The sequence below is a fragment of the Mycobacterium sp. IDUB_24 genome (assembly GCF_055419385.1).
On record NZ_JBVAXO010000001.1, the window covers coordinates 76,846 to 99,071 of the forward strand.

At 65.7% G+C, this 22,226-nt stretch carries 21 protein-coding genes; 18 read left to right on the plus strand and 3 right to left on the minus strand.

Translation table 11 applies throughout. The features are described from left to right. The first annotated feature begins 79 nt into the window (after positions 1-79). The 7 genes from ACZYZF_RS00355 to ACZYZF_RS00385 all read left to right on the plus strand — a co-directional run bounded on the left by ACZYZF_RS00355 (position 80) and on the right by ACZYZF_RS00385 (position 7,754). Positions 80-943: a siderophore-interacting protein gene (locus ACZYZF_RS00355; RefSeq protein ID WP_463834264.1), complete on the plus strand. Its 864-nt coding sequence runs from the start codon at positions 80-82 to the stop codon at positions 941-943. A gap of 37 nt (positions 944-980) precedes the next feature. Beyond that, on the plus strand, positions 981-2,141 hold the full coding sequence (locus tag ACZYZF_RS00360; protein WP_463834265.1) for an alpha-hydroxy-acid oxidizing protein: 1,161 nt from the start codon (positions 981-983) through the stop codon (positions 2,139-2,141). A 122-nt stretch (positions 2,142-2,263) separates the two neighbouring features. Continuing rightward, positions 2,264-2,887, plus strand: coding sequence for a TetR/AcrR family transcriptional regulator (locus ACZYZF_RS00365; RefSeq protein ID WP_463834266.1), 624 nt, complete (start codon positions 2,264-2,266; stop codon positions 2,885-2,887). A gap of 22 nt (positions 2,888-2,909) precedes the next feature. Continuing rightward, complete coding sequence (locus ACZYZF_RS00370) at positions 2,910-3,956, plus strand: oxygenase MpaB family protein (protein WP_463834267.1); 1,047 nt, start codon at positions 2,910-2,912, stop codon at positions 3,954-3,956. Then, positions 3,953-5,887, plus strand: a complete 1,935-nt coding sequence (locus ACZYZF_RS00375) for an acyl-CoA dehydrogenase (protein ID WP_463834268.1) — start codon at positions 3,953-3,955, stop codon at positions 5,885-5,887. The genes ACZYZF_RS00370 and ACZYZF_RS00375 overlap by 4 nt, the downstream gene beginning before the upstream one ends. Before the next feature lie 86 nt (positions 5,888-5,973). Then, positions 5,974-6,852, plus strand: coding sequence for a tyrosine recombinase XerC (locus ACZYZF_RS00380; protein ID WP_463835100.1), 879 nt, complete (start codon positions 5,974-5,976; stop codon positions 6,850-6,852). 98 nt (positions 6,853-6,950) lie between these two features. Next, positions 6,951-7,754: an alpha/beta fold hydrolase gene (locus ACZYZF_RS00385; protein ID WP_463835102.1), complete on the plus strand. Its 804-nt coding sequence runs from the start codon at positions 6,951-6,953 to the stop codon at positions 7,752-7,754. Here the strand turns inward: ACZYZF_RS00385 and ACZYZF_RS00390 are convergent. From ACZYZF_RS00390 to ACZYZF_RS00400, 3 genes are all read right to left on the minus strand, one after another. Then, a complete protein-coding gene (locus ACZYZF_RS00390) occupies positions 7,751-8,716 on the minus strand; it encodes a TIGR03621 family F420-dependent LLM class oxidoreductase (protein WP_463745385.1) in 966 nt (321 codons plus the stop codon). The genes ACZYZF_RS00385 and ACZYZF_RS00390 overlap by 4 nt on opposite strands. A 47-nt stretch (positions 8,717-8,763) precedes the next feature. Further along, positions 8,764-9,105, minus strand: a complete 342-nt coding sequence (locus tag ACZYZF_RS00395; RefSeq protein ID WP_463834269.1) for a hypothetical protein — start codon at positions 9,103-9,105, stop codon at positions 8,764-8,766. A gap of 71 nt (positions 9,106-9,176) precedes the next feature. Further along, positions 9,177-9,641 carry a M23 family metallopeptidase gene (locus ACZYZF_RS00400; RefSeq protein ID WP_463745961.1) on the minus strand — a complete coding sequence of 155 codons (465 nt, stop codon included), beginning with the start codon at positions 9,639-9,641 and terminating at the stop codon, positions 9,177-9,179. A 333-nt stretch (positions 9,642-9,974) separates the two neighbouring features. Here ACZYZF_RS00400 and rpsB point away from each other — a divergent pair, with 333 nt between their 5' ends. From rpsB to ACZYZF_RS00455, 11 genes are all read left to right on the plus strand, one after another. After that, positions 9,975-10,805: a 30S ribosomal protein S2 gene (rpsB, locus tag ACZYZF_RS00405; protein WP_463745387.1), complete on the plus strand. Its 831-nt coding sequence runs from the start codon at positions 9,975-9,977 to the stop codon at positions 10,803-10,805. A 17-nt stretch (positions 10,806-10,822) separates the two neighbouring features. Beyond that, positions 10,823-11,650, plus strand: coding sequence for a translation elongation factor Ts (tsf, locus tag ACZYZF_RS00410; RefSeq protein WP_463834270.1), 828 nt, complete (start codon positions 10,823-10,825; stop codon positions 11,648-11,650). A gap of 189 nt (positions 11,651-11,839) precedes the next feature. Further along, positions 11,840-12,694 (plus strand): LLM class F420-dependent oxidoreductase, encoded by an 855-nt coding sequence (locus tag ACZYZF_RS00415; RefSeq protein ID WP_463745962.1) that lies wholly within the window; start codon positions 11,840-11,842, stop codon positions 12,692-12,694. A 66-nt stretch (positions 12,695-12,760) separates the two neighbouring features. After that, complete coding sequence (locus ACZYZF_RS00420; protein WP_463745389.1) at positions 12,761-14,212, plus strand: amidase; 1,452 nt, start codon at positions 12,761-12,763, stop codon at positions 14,210-14,212. 219 nt (positions 14,213-14,431) lie between these two features. Further along, positions 14,432-15,550: an FtsX-like permease family protein gene (locus ACZYZF_RS00425; protein WP_463834272.1), complete on the plus strand. Its 1,119-nt coding sequence runs from the start codon at positions 14,432-14,434 to the stop codon at positions 15,548-15,550. After that, the gene (locus ACZYZF_RS00430; protein WP_463834273.1) at positions 15,547-16,113 is read left to right on the plus strand and encodes an FtsX-like permease family protein; all 567 of its coding nucleotides are present in this window, start codon (positions 15,547-15,549) and stop codon (positions 16,111-16,113) included. Before ACZYZF_RS00425 ends, ACZYZF_RS00430 begins: the two co-directional genes overlap by 4 nt. 7 nt (positions 16,114-16,120) lie before the next feature. Further along, positions 16,121-16,849, plus strand: coding sequence for an ABC transporter ATP-binding protein (locus ACZYZF_RS00435; protein ID WP_463834274.1), 729 nt, complete (start codon positions 16,121-16,123; stop codon positions 16,847-16,849). A 24-nt stretch (positions 16,850-16,873) separates the two neighbouring features. Beyond that, entirely contained in the window at positions 16,874-18,415 is a 1,542-nt protein-coding gene (locus tag ACZYZF_RS00440; RefSeq protein WP_463745393.1) for an APC family permease, read from the plus strand. Continuing rightward, positions 18,412-20,388: a primary-amine oxidase gene (locus tag ACZYZF_RS00445; protein ID WP_463745394.1), complete on the plus strand. Its 1,977-nt coding sequence runs from the start codon at positions 18,412-18,414 to the stop codon at positions 20,386-20,388. Before ACZYZF_RS00440 ends, ACZYZF_RS00445 begins: the two co-directional genes overlap by 4 nt. 167 nt (positions 20,389-20,555) lie before the next feature. Next, entirely contained in the window at positions 20,556-21,062 is a 507-nt protein-coding gene (locus ACZYZF_RS00450; RefSeq protein WP_463745963.1) for a hypothetical protein, read from the plus strand. Further along, a complete protein-coding gene (locus tag ACZYZF_RS00455) occupies positions 21,063-22,226 on the plus strand; it encodes a glutathionylspermidine synthase family protein (RefSeq protein WP_463745395.1) in 1,164 nt (387 codons plus the stop codon). It begins immediately after the preceding gene.

A 22,226-nucleotide genomic window follows, 5' to 3' on the forward strand; every position in this document is an offset into this window, starting at 1 on the left:
CCCATGCGTGGCTCCCGTCTCCGTATAGTCGATGAGGTCGGCTAACAAAGAGATCGGCCGAGCGAGTTTTGGAGGCGGTATGGCAGGACGACCCGTGCATACCTTTAAGGTGGTGCGTCGTGAGCAACTGACCGACCACATGGTCAGGCTGGTGCTGGGCGGCAACGGCGAAGACGGCTTCGACACGTTCTCGCCCAACGAGTCCACCGATGCCTACGTCAAGCTGGTCATCGTTCCCGAGAGTGTCGACGTGTCGGTACTGCCGAAACCCTTGACGCTGGACAGCTTTCAGGAGTTGCCCGCCGAAGAACGGCCCACGGTCCGCACCTACACCGTTCGTAAGGTCGACACCGAGCGTGGCGAGATCACCATCGACTTCGTCGTGCACGGTGAGCAGGGCGTGGCCGCACCCTGGGCCGCCGCGGCCCAGCCGGGCCAACCTGCCTACCTGATGGGTCCCAGCGGGGCATATTCGCCGGATCCGGCCGCTGACTGGCATCTTCTGGCGGGCGACGAAGCCGCTCTGCCGGCCATCGGTGCCGCCCTCGAAGCCTTGCCCGCCGATGCGACCGGCAAGGTCTTCATCGAGGTCGCCGGCCATGAGGACGAGATTGAGCTCACCGCTCCCGCCGGGGTCGAGGTCAACTGGATCCATCGAGGGGGACGGGCGGACATGGTCGGCGACGACAAGTCCGGAGACAACGCACCGCTGATCGCGGCGGTCAAGGAGGCGGCCTGGCTGCCTGGCCAGGTTCAGGTGTTCATCCACGGCGAGGCTCAGGCTGTCATGCACAACCTGCGTCCCTACATCCGCAAGGAGCGCGGCGTCGCAGCGAAATGGGCGGGGTCGATCTCGGGGTACTGGCGCCGTGGGCGTACCGAGGAGACCTTCCGGCAGTGGAAGGCCGAGCTGGCGCAAGCGGAGGCCGACACCGCGGGCTGATGGCAAGTTGGCTGTCCGGGATGGAAAGGTAGCCGTCATGGCGTACGGCGACTATCAACTCGAGATCTACCTGCAGGGGCTGTCCGGCGTGCTGCCGACCATGCCGATGGACTACGCGAGCCTGGAAGCCAAGGCCCAAGCAGCCATGCCGCCATCCATCTGGTCGTATGTCGCCGGCGGGGCCGGCGATGAGCGTACCCAGCAGGTCAACCGCACCGCTTTCGACCGGTGGGGGCTGATGCCCCGGATGTTCAACGCGCACCGGGAGCGCGATCTGTCTGTCGACCTGTTCGGCCTCACACTGCCTTCTCCGTTGTTCATGGCACCCATCGGGGTTCTGGGCATCTGCGGGCGGGACGGGCACGGCGACCTGGCGGGAGCGCGCGCCGCAGCGCGTACCGGGGTGCCGCTGATGGTGTCCACCCTGACCGAGGATCCGCTGGAAGACGTCGCCGCCGAATTCGGCGATACCCCAGGCTTTTTCCAGCTGTACACGCCGACCGACAAGGACCTGGCGGCCAGCTTCGTGCAGCGCGCCGAAGCGGCCGGGTACAAGGGCATCGTCGTCACGCTGGACACCTGGGTTCCGGGGTGGCGCCCGCGGGACCTGGCCACCTCGAACTTCCCGCAGTTACGCGGCAAATGCCTGGCCAACTACACCAGTGACCCGGTGTTCCGCGCCGGCCTGCAGCAGCCGCCCGAGGAGAACCCGCAGGCGACGGTACTGCGCTGGGTCAGCCAGTTCGGCAATCCGCTGACCTGGGACGACCTGCCGTGGTTGCGGTCGCTGACCAAATTGCCGCTGATCATGAAGGGCATCTGTCACCCCGATGACGTCCGGCGGGCCAAAGACGGTGGCGTCGACGGCATCTACTGCTCCAATCATGGTGGGCGCCAAGCCAATGGCGGTCTGCCGGCGATCGACTGCCTGCCCGGTGTGGTCGAGGCGGCCGACGGGCTGCCGGTGTTGTTCGACTCGGGAATCCGCAACGGGGCCGACATCGTGAAGGCCCTCGCCCTGGGTGCCACTGCCGTCGGCGTGGGGCGCCCATATGCGTACGGGCTGGCGCTCGGTGGTGTCGACGGCATCGTGCACGTGCTGCGGTCCCTGCTCGCCGAGGCCGACTTGATCATGGGGGTCGACGGATACCCGACGCTGGCCGATCTCACCCCCGAGGCTCTGCGGCGCGTCGACTGACACCTGAAGCACGCTCGGCTCGGCAGGCACTCTACGGTGACGAAACCGGAGTAAAGGCTGCAACAAAAAGGCAGGTCATTCCATCTGGTCAATGATTATTCAGGCGTGTAGCATTTTCCTTCGTGAGTGTAGAAACCGTTCGGGAGAGGGCTGCCCATCTGGGGCCCGAGCGGCGGCGCCCGCAGGTGCTGGATGCGGCCCTGACGATTGCGGTGACCGAGGGGGTCGCCGCGGTCACGATCGGCGCGGTGGCTCAGCGGCTCAAGGTCACCCGCCCGGTGGTCTACTCGTGTTTTCCCGACCGGGTCGAATTGTTGAGGGCGCTGCTCGAGCGGGAGTTGACACTGCTGGTCCAGGGCGCGATCGATGCGCTGCCCTACGGCCGAGCGGATGCCGACGAAACCGTCTTCGTCGAGGGCTTCCAGGCGCTGTTTGAGACGGTTGCCCGCCGGCCTGATTCCTGGCGGCTTGTGATGAGCGCCGACCCGGACCCGGCCGTGGCGAAACACTTCCGTGACGGTCGCGCCCTGATGGTGGGCAAGGTCTCCCGACGGCTGGCTCCCACGCTGGAACGTTGGGGCACCACCGACGCCGAAAAAAAGCTGCCGGTGTTGGTCGAGCAGTTCGTGTCCACCTGTGAAGGCGCAGTGCGGACGTTGTTGCAAGACAACGGAAAAGACTGGACACCAACCACATTGGGTGAATTCGTCGGATCGGCCACCTACCGGGCGTTCCGCGGCGCCTGATCCAGAACAGAGGAGTTGTCACATGTCTGATCTCCAGCCGATGGCTGACTACGGGTTCTTCGGGCCGGATTCGGTGACCTGGAAGGTCTGGGGTCATGCCACCACGCCGATCATCGGACTGCAACGAGCCGTGGTGGTCGAAGAACTCGACCCCGCCCTGATCGCCGCGGTCGACACCACCGGCGCCAATTACGATCGGCCACGTACCCGATACGACCGGACCGTGCGTTACTTCGCGATGGTGGCTTTCGCCGACACCGAATCGGTGCTCAAGACCGCCGACGTTCTGGTGAAAGTCCACTCGAAAGCGATTGGCACCGAACCCCTGAGCGGGAACAAGTACGACGCCAACGACCCCCGGTCGCAGCTGTGGATCCTGCTCACCGGCTGGCATTCGGTGCTCAAGGCCTACGAGCTGTACGGCGGTGGAAAGCTGACGACCGAGGAAGAGGCCCGCTACTGGCAGGACTGTGCACGCGCGGCCGAGTTCCAGACTTGCGATCCGGCTGACGTCCCGCGGTCTCGTGACGGCATCAACGAGTACTTCGAACAGGTGCGGCCACGCCTCGCCGTCAGTGAGGCCGCCCGCGCGATGATGGACCACCTGCTCAACGCCAAGGTGGTGCTACCGCCCGTGCCGCGGATCGCGAAGCCTGCTGTAGAGATTCTCAACTACTTTCTCCGAGCGGGCACCATCGCCACCATGCCGCGTTGGATGCGCCAGCTCAGTGGATTCGACCAGCCACGCGTGGTCGACCTGGCCGTGCGGCCGGTGCTCAAGCTCGGTTTCGGGGTGGTCAACCGGGTGCCCCGGCTGAAGCTGTTGGTGTCCAAGATCATTGCACCGTCTGTGGTTCCGATCGCCGGTCCCTACATCATGGGCATACCGCCGCGGTCAACCGAAGTGCTCAGCCCCGAAGAAGGACGCAAACGCTACGGCTATGCCAAACCCGCTGATGCACACCAGGAGCTGCGAGCCCGCCAACACGAGCGGGTGTTCGGTCACGGCCAACGGCCCAGCGACGAAGGCCTCATCGAATCTCAGTCCTACCTGGGGAGTTTGGCGTGACCGCACGATCCGATGTCCTGTTCGACCCGAACCGGACCGACTTCGACCAGTTCGACACCAGAACTCGGGAGATCTTCCGGGCCACCATCGAGTTCTTCGAGTCGCACGGTAAGCGGTGGCTCAAGCAGCAGGACCGGGATCGGGTCTGGTACAGCGACTTTCTCGATCTGGTCAAGCGGGAGGGCATCTTCGCGACGTTCCTCACCCCTGCGTCGGAAGCCAACGGCGATCCCGACAAGCGCTGGGACACCGCACGCAACGCCATGTACAGCGAGATCCTCGGGTTCTACGGCATGCAGTACTGGTACGTCTGGCAGGTCACCATCCTCGGTCTCGGACCGATCTGGCAGTCAGAGAACACAGTGGCCCGTAAAAAGGCTGCCGCCCTGCTGGATTCGGGGGAGATCTTCGCCTTCGGGCTGTCCGAGCAGGCGCACGGCGCCGACGTGTATTCGACCGACATGGTGCTGACACCTGGCCCCGACAACGAGGCGGGCGGCTCGTACACCGCGAACGGCGGCAAGTACTACATCGGTAACGGCAACCTGGCCGGCATGGTCTCGGTGTTCGGCCGTCGTTCCGACAAACCCATCATCGACAGCTCCGATCTCGACCGGCGCCGTCCCGAGGAAGATTTCACGGGATACCTGTTCTTCGCGGCCGACAGCCAGCATTCGAACTACCACCTGCGCAAGAACGTCGTCGATGGTCAGATGTACGTTGCGGCGTTCGATCTGGAGAACTATCCGGTCAGCGCCGACGACATCCTGCATCAGGGCAAGGCAGCCTTCAATGCCGCGATCAACACCGTCAACATCGGCAAGTTCAACCTCGGATTCGGTGCGATCGGGGCCTGCGAGCACGCTATGTACGAGGCCGTCACCCACGCCGAGAACCGCGTGCTGTTCGGCCAGCGGGTCACCGAGTTCCCGCAGATCCGCCGCATGCTCGCCGACGGCTACGCCCGGTTGATCGGAATGAAGCTCTACAGCGAGCGGGCCATCGACTACATGCGCAGCGCAAGCTCGGACGACCGGCGCTACCTGTTGTTCAATGCGATCGAGAAGATGAACGTCACCCGTGAGGGCGAGAAGATCGTTACGTTGCTCGCCGACACCATCGCGGCCCGGGCGTTCGAATCCGACATGTATTTCACCATGGCGTTGCTGGGGCTCACCGGCCTGCCGCGGCTGGAGGGCACGGTGCACGTCAACATGGCGCTGTCGCTGAAGTTCATGCAGAACTACATGTTCGGCGCATCGGATGCGGCGCTGGCGGCGATGTCCGTTTTGCCTGTCGGCCGGGCCCCGGCACTGCTGGTGAGCGCGCTTGCCGGTGGCCTGCGTGCGGCCGGCGGCGCTGTCGCGGGGTCGCCTGTGGCGCAACGTATTCCACAACTCAAGCCATTGCTGGCCGAGGTGCCGGAGGTTCCGACACGCAGGGATGCGGCCAATGACGACTTCTTGTTCCGGCAGGGGCCCAGCAGTGGGTTGGCGAAGATCCGGTTCGGGGACTGGCAGTCGGTGCTTCGCGGATTCTCCTCGACGCCGAATGTCGCGGTCTTCCTGGACCAGGCCCGGGCATTGCAGACCCTGCTCGCCGTGGCGACGCCCACCGCCGATCAACAGCGCAACGTCGACTTCCTTTTCGCGATCGGTGAGATGTTCACCCTCATCCCGTACGCCCAGCTGATCCTGGAGCAGGCAGAGATCGAGGCATTCGACACCGATCTGATCGACCAGCTTTTCGAGGTGCTCGTCACCGACATGTCCACGCACGCGACCAAGCTGCACTGCCATCCGGATGCCACGGCGGTGCAACAGCAGCGCGCCCTCGACATCGTCAGGCAGCCCGCGGCCGATGCCGCCCGTCGCGACCGCGTGGTGACCGCTGTGCGCGGCCTGGCCGACCGCTACGAGATGAATCCGTGATGGTCACGCGACGGTAGCGGCCCGGCGCGTCGGGTGCAGGGCGTGCGCGCTTCTGTCACGGTGACACGGTGCCCGCAGTCGGAGATGTGCTCGCCGAGTTCGACGAATACCTGGCGCTGCAGTGCGGCAGGTCCGAGCACACCCGCCGGGCGTACCGGGGTGATCTGAGGGCGTTGTTCGAGCACACCGGCGGCGGTCTGGACACCGTGACCCTGCCGGCGCTGCGGTCATGGTTGGCCACCCAGGCGGCGGCCGGAGCGGCACGGACCACGCTGGCGCGGCGAACCTCCACGGTCAAGACCTTCTGCACCTGGGCCGCCCGGCGGGGGATTCTTCCGGCCGACGCCGCGGCCCGCTTGCAGGTACCCAAGGCCCACCGCACCCTGCCCTCGGTGCTTCGTCGCGACCAGGCGATAGACGCCATGGAAGCGATGAATACTGCTGTACAGGAAGGTGATCCGCTGGCGCTGCGGGACCGGTTGATCGTCGAGATGCTCTATGCCACCGGTATCCGCGTCAGTGAGTTGTGCGGGCTGGACATCGACGACATCGACACCGCACGTCGGGTGCTGCAGGTGCTGGGCAAGGGCAACAAACAGCGCACCGTTCCGTTCGGCGAGCCCGCACACCACGCACTCACAACCTGGCTCACCGAGGGTCGGCCTGCCCTGGCCACCGCCGATTCCGGCCCCGCGTTGCTGCTGGGCGCCCGCGGCAAGCGGCTCGATCCGCGTCAGGCGCGCACGGTGGTGCACCAGACGGTCTCCGCTGTCGACGGTGCGCCTGACATCGGCCCGCACGGACTGCGCCACAGTGCGGCCACCCACCTGCTCGAAGGCGGTGCGGATCTGCGCATCGTGCAGGAGTTGTTGGGCCACTCCTCGCTGGCCACCACACAGCTCTACACCCACGTCACCGTGGAGCGACTGCGTGCCGTGCACGACCAGGCCCACCCGCGAGCCTGAAGAGGGAGATAGTGCAGGAGTCAGCTGTCCAGCCAACCCGAAGTACCGTCGTGTTGCCGTCAGGACCGGTGTCCTACCTCACCTGGTCTACCGATGGCATGGCGCCGACAGTCGTGTTGCTGCACGGCGGTGGGGTGGACAGTGCGTCGCTGTCGTGGGGCGGTATCGGCCCGCGGCTGGCCCGGGCGGGCTACCGCGTCGTCGCACCGGACCACCCCGGTTACGGTCACAGTCCGTCGGCCCGGCTGCCTGTGACGCAGGAACGGCTGGTCGGCTACGTGGGGGAGTTCGTCGACGGGCTCGGTCTGCAGCGCTACACGATCGGCGGATTGTCGCTCGGCGGTGGCATCACCATCGGTCATGTGCTCGACCGGCCGGACCGGGTGACCGGAGCGATGCTCCTGGGCAGTTACGGGCTGATGCCCCGATTGTCGGACGGCCTGCTGTCGGGCGTGCGGCAGGTCATCACCTGGGCGACGTTGCGCAGCGGTCTGTTGGGTGCGACGACCCGCTGGGTGGGTACCAACCGGGCGGTGATGACAAAGAGCATGCAATCACTCATCCGAGACCCCACTGAACTCACTGTGGAACTGATGGACGAGATCATGGTTGCCGCACAGCAACCGGACGGGTTCCGCGCATTCGAGCAGTGGCAGCGTGACCAGGTCAGGTGGAATGGGCTGCGCACGGACTACACCGGACGCCTGAAGTCATTTCGCCGCCCGGCACTGATCGTCCACGGTGACCGCGACCCGGGCGTACCGATCGCGCGCGCCCGCGCGGCCGCCGAGCTCATCCCGGAAGCACAGCTCAAAGTCGTTGCAGGTGCGGGACATTGGGTGCAGCGCGACCGCCCGGACGTCGTACTCGAGGCGATGACGGGGTTTCTCGCCGGTCGCTAGCGCAACAGCTTGATGACCTCGGCCAGGTGCGGAAGCGCCGACTGGCGGTCCGCCCAGGCGTCGATCGCGGTCCAATAGCTGATGCCGAACCGGCGTTGGCGGTCCATCAGGGACTCGGCCATCTGCTCGTAGCTGCCGAACAGCGCAAACGGAGATTCCAGCAGCAGTTCTGCGGAGGCTCCCAACGTCCCGGCCACCTCTGCTGCCGCGGCCGCCGGATCGTCGGTGTGCACCACGAACTGCAGCAATGCGTTGAGTTCGATGGCTTCGAACCGGTCGCCGGCGGCGTCGGCGACTATCGCGATCCGGTCCAGCAGACCCGTGGGATCGAAATGAGTCAGCCGGACCTCGGTGGCGTCGTGGTTGTGACTGAAGCCCGCCAGTCCGGCGATATCGGCGGCCCGGCCCGCGAGTTGCAGCACCCGCCTGCCGTTGCCGCCGATGAGCAGCGGGACGTCGACTCCCGGTGGCGCGACCAGAGCGCCGGCGTCCGCCCGCACGCAGTAATGCGCGCCGTCCATGTCCACGGGTTCGCCGGCCAGCAGCGGGCGGATCACGTCGACCGACTCGATCAGCCGATCCACTCTGGTGGCGCCGTTGTCGAATTTCAGCCCGGCCGCGTCATATTCGGATTTCATGTGGCCCGCCCCCAGGCCCAACTCGAACCGCCCGCCGGACAGCGCTGCCACGCTCACGGTTTCCCGGGCGGTATCGACCGGGTGGCGCAGATCGTTGTTGAGCACCAGCGTGCCGGTGCGCAGATGCGAGGTGACGGCACATGCAGTGGCGGCGCCGCTGAACGGGGCCAGCGTCGGTGCCAGATGATCGGGGATGGTGAGTACGTCGAATCCGGATTCTTCGACGGTGACGGCGAATTCGGCGAAGTCACCGCCACGGGGCAGCGCGGTGTGCAGGCCGAATCGCATGGGCCGGTTGCGGTGAGCTTGTGACGCCACGGTCATGTTTTCGACAGTAGGCCGTCCTCGAAGCGGTGTGGGTACAGGAACTGCTAGTCGGTACTCGTCGTGCCAAGTGTGGCTTCGCGCTTTTCGTGCAGGTACGCAACGATCAACGCGAAAACGGACAGCGCGCCGGCGAAGAGGAGTGTCCCGCCGACGCTCACCAGAAGCCAGCCCTCGTCCTGATTTCGTGACCGCTGCCGGTCGTAGTCATACAGATACGACGAGCTTCGAACGATGTTGCGGCACTGGTCCCCGGGGTGCATCACCCAGTCGCCGCAGGTGACATCAGTGCCGCAGGCCAGTTCAAAACCGGGAATGGTCAGTGCCAGGCCGACGCCGAAAAACAACACGGTGCATATCGACAGAAAGATCCATCGCGCCTCACTCACCTGTGCACCCTTCGCGTCGGAGACCACGAATGAAACTAGCGGCACCATCAGCGCCGCATCAGCACCAAATTTCAGCCGCCCAGCGGCTTGAGCCGGATCGGTGTCCCGGCGAGCAGGCCGAGAGGGTCGACGTAGTCCGCCCGGGCGGCGGCACCCCACATCGCTCCCCAGTGCAGGCAGGCCGCCGCCGGACAGCCGGGATGGCCGGCCAGCAGTGTGCCGAGCATCTGCCCGGCGGTGACGGTCTGTCCGGGCCGTACCGCGGCCTGCACCGGCTCGTAGCTGGTGCGCAGCCCACCTGGGTGAGCGAGCGATACCACCGGACGGCCGGCCAGTACGCCGGCGAACACCACGGTGCCCGGACCTGCGGCATAGACCGGTTGGTCCGGCGCGGCAGCCAGGTCCACGCCACGGTGGCCGCGTCTCCAATTGGGGGAGGGGGCATCGAAACCCCTGGTCACCGCCGGTCGAGGAGACACCGGCCACTGCAGGCGGGAGCCCTCGGCGTAGGCGGCGGCCGGCCACATCCACGCCATGATCACCAGCAGCGCCGTCGCGGCAAACCTCACCATCCCAGTTCAGCGTCAACCCGGGCGTTCCGGAAGCCCCGAAACCCGGGGCTGTGGATGAACGCGTCGGCGTTTGCCGCGTGGTAAAAGCACGCGTGTGCAGCGTGTAAACTTCTACCCGCAGCTCGCTAGCGGGCTGACTTCGCGTGTCTGCGCATATCGATCGCCTCAACGGGGTCGTACACGGATGCCGACGGTCCTGACCTGGGATTTCCCAGAGCGGGTTCGGCAGCCGGCAGGCACCAGGGCCCGGCATCACCCGACGCTGGGCGACAACCGACAAAACAAAGGAATGAGCTCATGGCTGTTGTGACCATGAAGCAGCTGCTGGATAGCGGCGCTCACTTCGGGCATCAGACCCGTCGCTGGAACCCCAAGATGAAGCGGTTCATCTTCACCGACCGCAATGGCATCTACATCATCGATCTGCAGCAGACGCTGACCTACATCGACAAGGCCTACGAGTTCGTCAAGGAGACGGTGGCCCACGGCGGCACCGTCCTGTTCGTCGGCACCAAGAAGCAGGCGCAGGAGTCCATCGCCGAAGAGGCCACCCGCGTCGGCATGCCCTACGTGAACCAGCGCTGGCTGGGCGGCATGCTCACCAACTTCTCCACCGTGCACAAGCGCCTTCAGCGTATGAAGGAGCTCGAGGCCATGGAGCAGACCGGTGGCTTCGAGGGTCGCACCAAGAAGGAAATCCTCATGCTCACGCGTGAGAAGAACAAGCTCGAGCGGTCGCTGGGTGGAATCAGGGACATGGCCAAGGTGCCGTCGGCGATCTGGGTCGTCGATACCAACAAGGAGCACCTGGCCGTCAACGAGGCCATCAAGCTGGGCATCCCGGTCATCGCGATCCTGGACACCAACTGTGACCCGGATCAGGTCAACTACCCGATCCCGGGCAACGACGACGCCATTCGCTCTGCGGCACTGCTGACCAAGGTCGTGGCCTCCGCGGTCGCCGAGGGTCTGAAGGCCCGGGCCGGCGCGGGTGCCGGCGAGAAGCAGGCCACCGAGGGTGTCGAGCCGCTTGCCGAGTGGGAGCAGGAACTGCTGGCCGGCGCGACCGCCGGTACCGCCGAGGGCGAGGCTGCGGCTGCACCCGAAACATCCACTGACGCTTCGTAATCCAGGAGAAGTCTTAAATGGCTAACTACACCGCTGCCGACGTCAAGCGACTGCGGGAGCTGACGGGCGCCGGCATGCTCGCCTCGAAGAATGCTCTGGTCGAGGCCGGCGGCGACTTCGACAAGGCCGTTGAGCTGCTTCGTATCAAGGGCGCCAAGGACGTCGGCAAGCGCGCTGAGCGCGCCACCGCCGAGGGTCTGGTCGCGGCCAAGGACGGCGCGCTGATCGAGCTGAACTCCGAGACGGACTTCGTCGCCAAGAACGCCGAATTCCAGGAGCTGGCCGACAAGGTCGTCGCGGCTGCCGCCGCTGCGAACGCCGGCGACGTGGATGCCCTCAAGGCCGCCAAGGTCGGCGATACCACGGTCGAGCAGTCCATCGCGGATCTGAGCGCCAAGATCGGCGAGAAGCTCGAGCTGCGTCGTGCCGCCTACTTCGACGGCACGGTCGAGACCTACCTGCACAAGCGCGCCGCGGACCTGCCGCCGGCCGTCGGTGTGCTGGTCGAGTACCAGGCCGGCGACGCGGACAAGGGCAAGGAGGCCGCGCACGCGGTCGCACTGCAGATCGCTGCGCTCAAGGCCAAGTACCTCACCCGTGACGAGGTGCCCGAGGACATCGTCGCCAACGAGCGCCGTATCGCCGAGGAGACCGCGAAGTCAGAGGGCAAGCCGGAGCAGGCGCTGCCCAAGATCGTCGAAGGTCGCGTCACGGGCTACTACAAGGACGTCGTGCTGCTGGATCAGCCGTCGGTGTCCGACAACAAGAAGACCGTGAAGGCCCTGCTGGACGAGGCCGGGGTCACCGTGACCCGCTTCGTGCGGTTCGAGGTCGGCCAGGCCTAGCACCGAAGAAGACTCGGGCGGCACACCCACCGCCGCCCGTCGCAAAACCCCGCGCTCATCCGGCGATCCCGGAAAGCGCGGGGTTTTGTTCATTCGTGACGTGGTCGGTGCCGGGTAGTTGCTCACGCCGGCGCGGGGAGCTTTGCCGGTGTGGGAGTGTGGCAGGTACCAATGGTGTTGGAGGTGAGCATGCGTGTAGGGGTTGTTTTCCCCCAGACGGAACTGGGCGGGGATCCAGGGGCCGTGCGAACCTACGGCCAGCGTGTCGAAGAGTTGGGCTTCACCCACATCCTGGCTTACGACCATGTCGTCGGCGCCGATCCGGCGGTCCATCGGGACTGGGCCGGGCCTTATGACCTCTACACCACATTTCACGAGCCGATGGTGATGTTCGGCTACCTGGCCGCGGTCACTTCGCTGGAATTGGTGACCGGGGTGATCATCCTGCCGCAGCGCCAAGCGGTTCTGGTGGCCAAGCAGGCTGCCGAGGTCGACCTGCTCAGCGGCGGGCGCCTGCGCTTGGGTGTCGGGCTGGGCTGGAACGCGGTCGAGTACGAGGCGCTCGGCGAGGAGTTCAGGAACCGCGGCAGGCGCTCCGAGGAGCAGGTCGAGCTGATGCGCCGGCTGTGGACCGAATCGTCGGTGACCTTCGAGGGCCGCCACCACCGGGTGACCGGTGCGGGTCTGGCCCCGCTGCCGGTGCAGCGTCCGATCCCGGTGTGGTTCGGAGCGGTCTCTGCCCGGGCACTGGAGCGGGCCGGGCGACTCGGCGACGGCTGGTTCCCGATGGTCGGGCCCGGGCTGGAACTCGACGACGCACGTGCGCGGGTCGAGCGTGCCGCCGTCGCCGCCGGGCGAGATCCCGCCACCATCGGCATGGAGGGCCGGGTGGCCTGGACCGGTGACCCGGACAAGACCGCGGCCGACATCGCCGCGTGGGCCGACGCCGGAGCCACCCACGTCTCGGTGAACACCATGGGAGCGGGTCTGCGGACCGTCGACGAGCATCTGGCGGCGCTGCAGACCGTGGCCCGGACGCAGTGACGGTGGTCTTCCGGCGGCGGCGAGAGCCGACCGCCGCAGCGCGGTACTACTTGGTACCGTCTGAGCATGAGTCGAATCTTCGCCTTCGGCGACGACGCCCTAGGTGAGCACGACGCAGTCGGCCTCGTGGAGGAGCTGCGAGCAGGCCGGGTCTCGCCGGCCGACCTGATCGAGGCCGCCGTGGCGCGGGTCGAAGCGGTCAACCCCACCCTCAACGGACTGGCGTTCGAGGCCTTCGACCGGGCGCACGCCCGCGGAGCCGCACCGAGCCGCTACGGCGGGTTCTTCGACGGTGTCCCGACTTTCGTCAAGGACAACGCCGCGGTCCAGGGCATGCCCACCATGCGCGGCACCGACGCGTGGGAACCCCGTCCCGAAACGGCCCACGGCGACTTTGCCCGTGCGTACCTCGCCACCGGCTTGGTGCCCCTGGGCAAGACCAGGCTCTCGGAATTCGGCTTCAGTGCCTCCTGCGAGCATCCGCGCCTGGGACCGGTCCGCAATCCGTGGAACCCCCTGTACACCGCAGGTGCCTCCTCGTCGGGTTCGGGCGCGTTCGTCGCGGCGGGCGCGGTCCCGATCGCGCACGCCAACGACGGCGGCGGCTCGATCCGGATCCCCGCCGCCTGCAACGGGCTGGTCGGTCTCAAGCCGACCCGAGGCCGGCTGCCGCAGGACAGGGACCTGCGGATGATGCCGCTGCGGATCGTGTCCGACGGGGTGCTCACCCGATCGGTGCGTGACACCGCGGCGCTCTACCGCGAGATGGAGCGCGTCTACCGCAACCCCAAGTTGCCGCCGATCGGCGACGTCAGCCGCCCGGGCAAGCAGCGCCTGCGCATCGCGGTGTGCACGCAGTCCGTCGTGCACGACGCCGGTCCGGAGATGACCGAGCTGACCCACAAGACCGCCGCACTGCTCGAGGAGCTCGGCCACCAGATCACGGTGATCGGTAACCCGGTCCCGGCCCGGTTCAAGGACGACTTCCTGCTGTACTGGGCGTTCCTGGCGTACGCGATCGTGCGAGGCGGGAAGCGGTCCTTCGGCCCCAGTTTCGACCGGGCCAAGCTCGACAACCTCACCCTCGGGCTGGAGCGACTCGCCTCCCGCAACCTGCACCGGCTCCCGGCCGCAATCACCCGGCTGGCCCGGTCGCGGCGGATCACCGAGCGGTTGTCCAACAGCTATGACGCAGTGCTCATGCCGACCCTGGCCGAACCCACCCTGGAGATCGGCCGGCTCGACCCGGCCGCGGACTACGAGCAGATCATCGACCGGCTGCTCGGTTGGGTGGCGTTCACACCTCTGCAGAACGCCACCGGGGATCCGGCCATCTCGCTGCCGCTGGCCCAGACGAAGACCGGCCTCCCGGCCGGCATGATGCTGTCGGCGGCCCGTGGCCGCGAAGCTCTGCTGCTGGAGCTGGCGTACGAGCTCGAAGAGGCCAGGCCCTGGCCGCGCATCCAAGAGCCGGTTCCGGCAACCCCGCGGAAACGGGCGCGAAAAGCGGTGAAATAGGCTGGTTTTGCGTCCGATGATGCTCCTGGACGACGAAATCGGTTGCGCCGACGACATGATGACGTAACGCCAATCCGAGGCATTTAACTCTGGCGACGCTTCGATCTGCTCTGGACGAAACACGCGGCTCGCAGCATCCTCTCTGTGGAAACCGTAGCTTTCCCATCGTCGTCTCAATCGTCCACAGCCCATCGATCGCCGGAGATCGCGACCGGTGATATGGGGACCGGGGGCACCTTCGGGTGCCTGATCCGTTTCGCACTGGCGAACATTCGCCGCCGGCCGGAACGATTTGTGCTGTCGGTACTCGGGATTGCGCTGGCGATCGCCTGCGTCACCGTGGTGCGCACCATCTCGGCGAGCTTTGCCCTCACCGGGGCCGACTCGGTCACCGATGTGCTCGGTGGCGCTCAGCTGTGGGCGGTGCCGGCAGCCGGTGTGCACTTCGACAACGAGGCACGCGCCTTGGTCGCCGACGGGCCACCGCCGTCACTCGCCCTGCCCGACGGCTGGCAGGGCAGACTGACCATCTCGGGGGTGACAACCGTCAGCGGCACCGCGGTATCACTGCGCGGCAGCGACGAAGTCGACTCGGGTCAAGCAGTTTTGGGAACCGGTCTGGCTGATCGCCTGCACATCACCTCGGGGGATGTGATCGACGTGGGTGCCCTCCCGTTGGTCGCGCGGGTCTCCGGGTCGGGGGAGTCGATGACGGTGGCTCCGGCGTTGGCCCGGTTGCTGGTCGGTGACAACGGGTGGTGGACGATCACGGTGCCGGCCGGTGACGAGCATCGCCGCGACCTGGCCCAGACCCTCGGTGCCGCGGTGGGGCTGCCGTCCACGTCGGATCCGTCAGTGTCTCCGACGTCCGATGGACCTGGCCTGATCTACGACACGGTCGGCGGTTCGGGGCCACTGAGCTTCGAGCAGAAGTTCTCGGCGTTGTTCTCGGGCAAGGTCACGGGCTCGACGCTGGGCCTGATCTCCACGATCGGACTGGGGCTGGGCTTTGTCATCGCGGTGTCGTCATTCCTGGCCGCAGTCACCGAACGCAAGCGTGAATTCGGGATCATGAGCAGCATCGGCTTGGCCGACGAGGTGCTCTATTTCTTTCTCGTAGAATCGGCGTTCGTCTTCGTCGTGGCCTATGCGCTCGGCGTCATCGGCGCGGGTGTGGCTGTGGCACTGGTTATTCCGGGTATCGCCACACCTACAGCGTGGGCCCAGGCCGCGGGCATGGTGGCGGCGTTTCTACCTGCGATGGCCATCGTCGGCGCCCTGGTTCCCGTGCACCGACTGCTGCAGCAACGGCCCGTCGAGCTCCTGGGGGCAAGGTGATCGGCAAAGGTCTGGCATACGGCTGGTTGTCGGCGCGCCGGCGCATCCGCGAGATGGTGTTGCCTGTGGTCACCACTGCCACGGGGGCATTCCTGGTGGTGCTGGTGTTCGGGTTGTCGGCAGGGATTCGCGCGCAGTCGGCGGCACTGGGCCACGCCGAGGAGATCAACCGGGCAGTGTTCCTCATCGCGGTGACCGTACTGCTGGTCGGCGTGGTCGAGGTTGCGGTCGCCACCACCCGAACCGTGGCGCACCGAACCCGCGAACTCGGTGTGCTGGGCGCCAACGGCATTCCCCGTGCTCCCGTGATCGCCGCCCTGCTTGTCGAACCGCTGCTGGCTGCCGTTCTCGGTGCGTTGGTGGGTGCCGTCGGCGCGGCGGTCGCCGGAATCGTGGTTGCACTTTTGGGCTTGGCGCCCACCGGAGTCTCCTACGCCGGGCTGGCGGCCGGCGCGATGGTATCCGTCGCGGTCAGTGTCTTCGCCGCGGTCGCAACGAGTTTCGTCCCCACCTTCAATGCCGCGTCACGTCCGCCCATTCGATCCCTGACCGCGGAGGGTTGATCCGATCATGACTGCACTCGACGACACCGTCACGGCCGGCTTGGGCGATGCGGAGGTGCCCAAGAAGCCCGTGATCGAGGTCAGCAACGTTTGGAAACTGCACAAGCTCGGCGACGAGGTGGTCAAGGCCCTCGTTGCCGCCGAACTCCGGGTGCTGCCTGGGGAGTTCGTCTGCCTGATGGGCCCGAGCGGCAGCGGAAAATCCACACTACTCAACATCATCGGCGGGCTGGACCGTCCCACGAAGGGCTCCGTCGTGATCAGCGGGCAGGATACCGCGCAACTGACCGAGAGCCAGTTCGCGGCGCTGCGTCACGACACCATCGGCTTCATCTTTCAGAGTTACAACCTGATCCCGTTCCTGTCCGCGGTCGAGAACGTCGAACTGCCCTTGATGTTCGAGCCCTACGATCGGAAGTCGTTGCGCAAGAGAGCAACCGAACTGCTGGAGATGGTGGGCCTCGGCCATCGCGTGCACCACCAGCCCACCAAGATGTCGGGCGGCGAGCAGCAGCGCACAGCGATTGCGCGATCGCTGATCAGTAGTCCGACACTGGTGCTTGCCGACGAGCCGACGGCCAACCTCGACCACCGCACGGGGGAGACGGTGGTGCGCATGCTGCGCGACCTGTGCTCGACATTGGGCGTCACGGTCGTCGCGAGCACCCACGATCCCACGGTGGCCGACGAAGCGAGCCGTGTCGTCCGGATGCGAGACGGACAAATCGTCAACTGAACCAACGGCATTGGGAGAAAGTGTATGACCCAAGAGTTAGCGGCCTCGCACGCGAGGAGCAATTCAACAGAGTTGGAACCGGCGGGTCGCGACAAGCTGATGACGACCGAGCTGGTGCCGGAGCAGATCCTGCCCAAGGTGATGAGCACGTTCGGTCTGACCGCGGCGTACGTGTTCATCATCTGCTGGGTCACCGGATCCTCGGTGATGGCTGGCGGGGGCTGGACCGCGATCCCGATGTGGGTGCTAGGTATCCTCACTTTTCTGATCCCGGCGGGCATGGCCGTGGTGGAACTCGGCAACCTCTGGCCCGGGCAGGGCGGTGTGTACATCTGGGCCACCCGAACCATGGGTGAAACCTGGGGATTCATCGGCGGGTATCTGTCGTGGGTGCCGGTGATCCTCAACGCCGCATCCTCGCCGGCGATTGTGCTGCAGTTACTACTGCTGGCCTTCCACACCGAACTCGGACTGATGACGACCATCATCCTGCAGTTGGTGATCCTGTGGACGGTGGTCGGGTTGGCGTTGGCGAAACTGGCTGCCAACCAACGCATCATGAACGTGGTCTTCGTCGTCTACGGCGTGCTGACGCTGACGATCTTCGTCTGCGGACTGCTCTTCGCCGTCGAGCACGGCTCCGCCACCCCGTTCAGCTGGGCGGAGGCAACGATCCCCAACTTCGCCGTCGCAGGGTTCCTCTACGGCACGGTGCTGCTCTACCTGCTGGGTGTGGAGACCCCGTACAACATGGGCGCGGAGTTTCTATCGGTGCGCAAGAGCGGACCGCGGATGATCCTGTGGGGCTCGGCCGCGTTGGTGGCGATCTATCTGATGACCACGCTCGGCACCATGATGGCTCTACCCGGTGACGAGATCGACCCGGTGACCGGGATAATCGGCATGTTGGACGTCGCCGGCTTCCCCGGATTGATGGAGATCTGCGCGGTGGTGCTGGCGGGGATCATCATCGTGGCGCTGATGACCTACCAGGTCGCCTACTCACGGCTCATCTTTGTCTCCGGGCTGGAACGGCATCTGCCGCGCATTTTCACCCATCTCAATCCGCGCACCCGCAACCCGGTAACCGCGATCCTGATCCAGGGTGTCATCTCGTCGCTGATCCTGGTCGGGCTCTACTCGCAGTCGAGCATGGCCAATGTCACCGTTTACCTGCAGGGCGGCCTGTCCACGGTGTGGCTGTTGTCCGGGTTCTTCTTCCTGATCCCGGTGGTGGTGGCCCGCAAGAAGTACTCCGATCGCTATGAGAACGAACAATTCTGGCGCATCCCCGGCGGCATGGTGGGCGTGTGGATCACCGTCGTGGTCGGGACCTTGGCCACGATCGGCGGCATCTACTACTCATTCGTCACCCCATGGCTCGACGTACCCACCGCGACCTGGATGACGTGGGTCGGCGGGATCAGCCTGGGGATGTTCGCACTCGGGCTCCTCGTGTACGTCTTCGGGCGCCGCTCGGCGCACAAGGTGTCGCAGGCCGACAGCTTGGCGCATCTGGCCGTATTCGACCTCGACAAGACTGAAGCGGAGGACACAACCAAATGACCATGGACAGCACCCTGGCCCCGACCGAATCGACCGGGGGCGCAACCCGGTATCCGCTCGACCCACTGACCGGTGCCGAGATCGAGGCGGCTGCCGCCGTCATCAACGGATCCGACTACGCCACACCGACATTGAAGTTCGTCATGATCCAGCTGGCTGAACCGGCCAAGTCCGCCGCATTGTCTTTCGCTGGGACAACCGATGTTCCGCGCCAGGCGTTCGTGACGATGTACGACGGTGCCGCGAAGATGATCTACGAGGCGATCGTGGACATCGACGCCCGTGTCATCGACTCATGGACACCGATTCCCGGCCGATTCCCGTCTTACCTGGTCGAGCACATGACCGGGGTGGAGGAGAAGGTGCGAGAAGACCCCCGCTGGCAGGAGGCCATGCGTAAACGGGGCGTCACCGATTTCAGTCTGGCGATGATCGACCCGTGGCCGGCCGGCTACTACGGCGCGCAGGACCATTACGAGAACTCGCCGCTGATCTGCCGGCCGCTGACTTTCATGCGCGCGGCGCCGTCGGAGAACGGCTATGCGCGACCGGTCGAAGGCCTGATCGTCACCTTCGACCTGGACAACATGGAGGTCATCGGTATCGAGGACCACGGTGCCGTGCCGTTACCGTCCAAGGGCGGCAACTATTCCGAGCAGTTCATGTTCACCCGGGAAAATCGGCCCACATTCACCCAGTTCCGTGACGACGTCAAGACCATCGAGATCATCCAGCCCGACGGGCCGAGCTACACCGTGGACGGCTGGAACGTCACGTGGCAGAAGTGGTCGCTGCGGGTCGGTTTCAACCCGCGTGAGGGCCTGGTACTGCACGAGCTCAGCTACAACGACCGCGGTACGGTTCGGCCCATCATGTACCGGGCGGCGCTTTCGGAAATGGTGGTGCCCTACGGAGATTCGTCGCCTACCCACTGGAACAAGAACGTCTTCGACATGGGTGAGGTGGGGATGGGCTTCTCGGCCAACCCGCTCACCCTGGGTTGTGACTGTCTGGGCGAGATCTTCTACTTCGACGGCACGGTCAATGATTCGAGCGGCAACGCGGTCACCATTCCCAATGCCATCTGCATGCATGAGGAGGACTTCGGTATCTCCTGGAAGCACACCGACTTCCGCACCGGGGAGGTCGAGGTGCGGCGGTCGCGGCGGCTGGTGATCTCGATGATCTGCACGGTGGGCAACTACGAGTACGGCTTCTTCTGGTATCTCTATAACGACGCGTCCATCGAGATGGAGGTCAAACTCACGGGCGTGCTGACCACCGGGGCGATCGTCGGGGGAGAGTCGCCGCGCTGGGGCAAGATGGTGGCGCCGGGAATGTATGGGCCCAACCATCAGCACTTCTTCAACTTCCGGATGGACATGAGCGTCGACGGCCCGGGAAACAGTGTGTACGAGGTGGATTCGATTCCCGAACCGGATCCGGCACTGAACCCGCATCACAACGCCTGGATCACCCGGGACACCCTGGTGGCATCCGAGACGGAGGGTGCACGCGACTGGGAGCACTCGACCGGCCGGTACTGGAAGGTGGTCAACCCGTCCAAGCTCAACGAGTTCGGGACACCGGTGGCCTACAAGCTGATGCCCAAGGACATCGTCCCGGTGATGGTGCAGGAAGGGTCGGTGATCTACGACCGGGCCCGATTCGTTCAGCACAACCTGTGGGTCACCCGTTACGACGCCCGGGAGCTGTACGCGGCGGGGGACTACATGTATCAGTGTGCCGAGGCCCAGGGGCTACCGCAGTATGTGGCCGATGACGCGCCGCTGGAGGACACCGACGTCGTGCTCTGGTACACGGTGGGCGCCCATCACGTCGTGTGCCCGGAGGACTGGCCGGTGATGCCCTGCCACTACACCGGCTTCAAGCTCAAGCCGGTGGGTTTCTTCGACGGCAACCCGGCGCTGGATGTTCCGCCGTCACCTCCGGCGGCCTGCCACCACCACTGAGTGATAGCACTCCGACCAGATAAACGTCAGGTGCCGGGACCCCCAACGGCCGTGTGCTCCTATGATGACCGGCAGGAGTCACTGCTGTGGGGGTGTGAATGACGTCTGGGCCGAACGAGCCGAACCACTCGATGAGTCACGACCCGCCGGGTCCGAAGCCGGGCTCGATCCGCTGGCAGGACCCGAGTACCGCGACGCCGCGGCCCCCGACCGTGGCCGAAGCGCGCCAGCGGGACAAGATGCAGAAGGAGCGCGAGGCCGCCGAGGAGTGGGCCAGGCAGCAGGAGGAGACGCGCGAACGGCGGGCCGCTACCAACAAGAAGATACTGATGGGCTCGGTGGCCGTGGTCGGTGTGGTCGGGGTGGTTGCCCTGGGCTACCACTTGCTGCACAAAGAGGAAATCGCGGCCAGTTGCGTCAAGGACGGCTCCAACGAGGTGGTGCCCGACTCGTACTGCTCCAGTGGCCACAGCAGTTCAGGGGGCACTTTCATCTACCTCGGCTCGCCGTACCGCTATTACTACGGCGGCAGCAACGGCGGGGTGGGCACCGTGGCCCGGGGTGGCACCCTGGAGGTTCCCAAGGGCACCACGGCCAAGACCAAATCGGGCACGTCGATCAAACGAGGCGGATTCGGCTCGTCATCGAGCTACGGCGGAAGCTCAGGAAGCTGAATGCGCCGTCAACGTAGTTCCCCGCGACTCGGCTGGGAACAGATCATCGCCGACCAAGGTATGTGTTACGGAACTCCGGCGCGTGACGCGACCGGTGCCGACCGCCCGTACTGGGATGAATCGGTGCACTACGTCTTCGACATGGACGAGGTGCTGTCGATCGAGGCTTCCGTCGAGGTGCTGCACTCGATGTGCCTGGAGGCTGTCGAGCACGTCGTGCTGACCGGCCGCTATCGCGACTTCGGGCTTCCCGAATGGAGCTGGGAGCACATCGAGAAGTCGTGGCGGCGCAGTGATCCACACCTGTACGGCCGCTTCGACCTGCGCTACGACGGTCGCCGGCCACCAGTTCTGCTCGAGTACAACGCCGACACCCCGACCACACTGCTCGAGGCGGCGATCCTGCAGTGGCACTGGAAGACCGACGTCTACCCGGCCGATGATCAATGGAACTCCTTGCACGAGAGACTGGTTGCCCGCTGGACCGAGATCCGTGATCGTCTTCCGGGCGCCGAGACGTACTTCACCTGGTCAGGGGCCGAGACCAGCGGTGAGGACCACGTGACCGTGGCCTATCTCCAGGAGTGTGCGGCCGAAGCCGGTCTGCGCACCGTGGGTCTGGCGATCGAGGACATCGGATTTGACCAGGACCTCGACCGGTTCGTCGACCTGGAGGAAGCTCCCATGTCGTCGGTGTTCAAGCTCTATCCGTGGGAGTGGATGCTCGACGACGATTTCGGCCGCCGGGCGATCGAGCAGTTGCCCGCCACCATGTGGGTGGAGCCGCTGTGGAAGACACTGTTGAGCAACAAGGCGATCCTGGCGGTGCTGTGGGAGATGTATCCCGGGCACCCGAACCTGTTGCCGGCCTACGTCGATGACCCGCATGAGCTGACCGAGTACGTGCGCAAACCGAAACTCGGCCGGGAGGGCGCCAACATCACCATCGTCGGCGCCGGATACGAAACCGAGACCGGCGGTGTGTACGGCGAGGAGGGCTACGTGTACCAGTTGCTCGATCCGCTACCGCAATTCGACGACATGCGCCCGGCGTTGGGCGCATGGATCGTCGGAGACGAATCCGCCGGACTCGGGATCCGCGAGACCTCCGGTCTCGTCACCGACAACGGCGCTGCCTTTGTGCCACACCGCATCCCGCAGTGA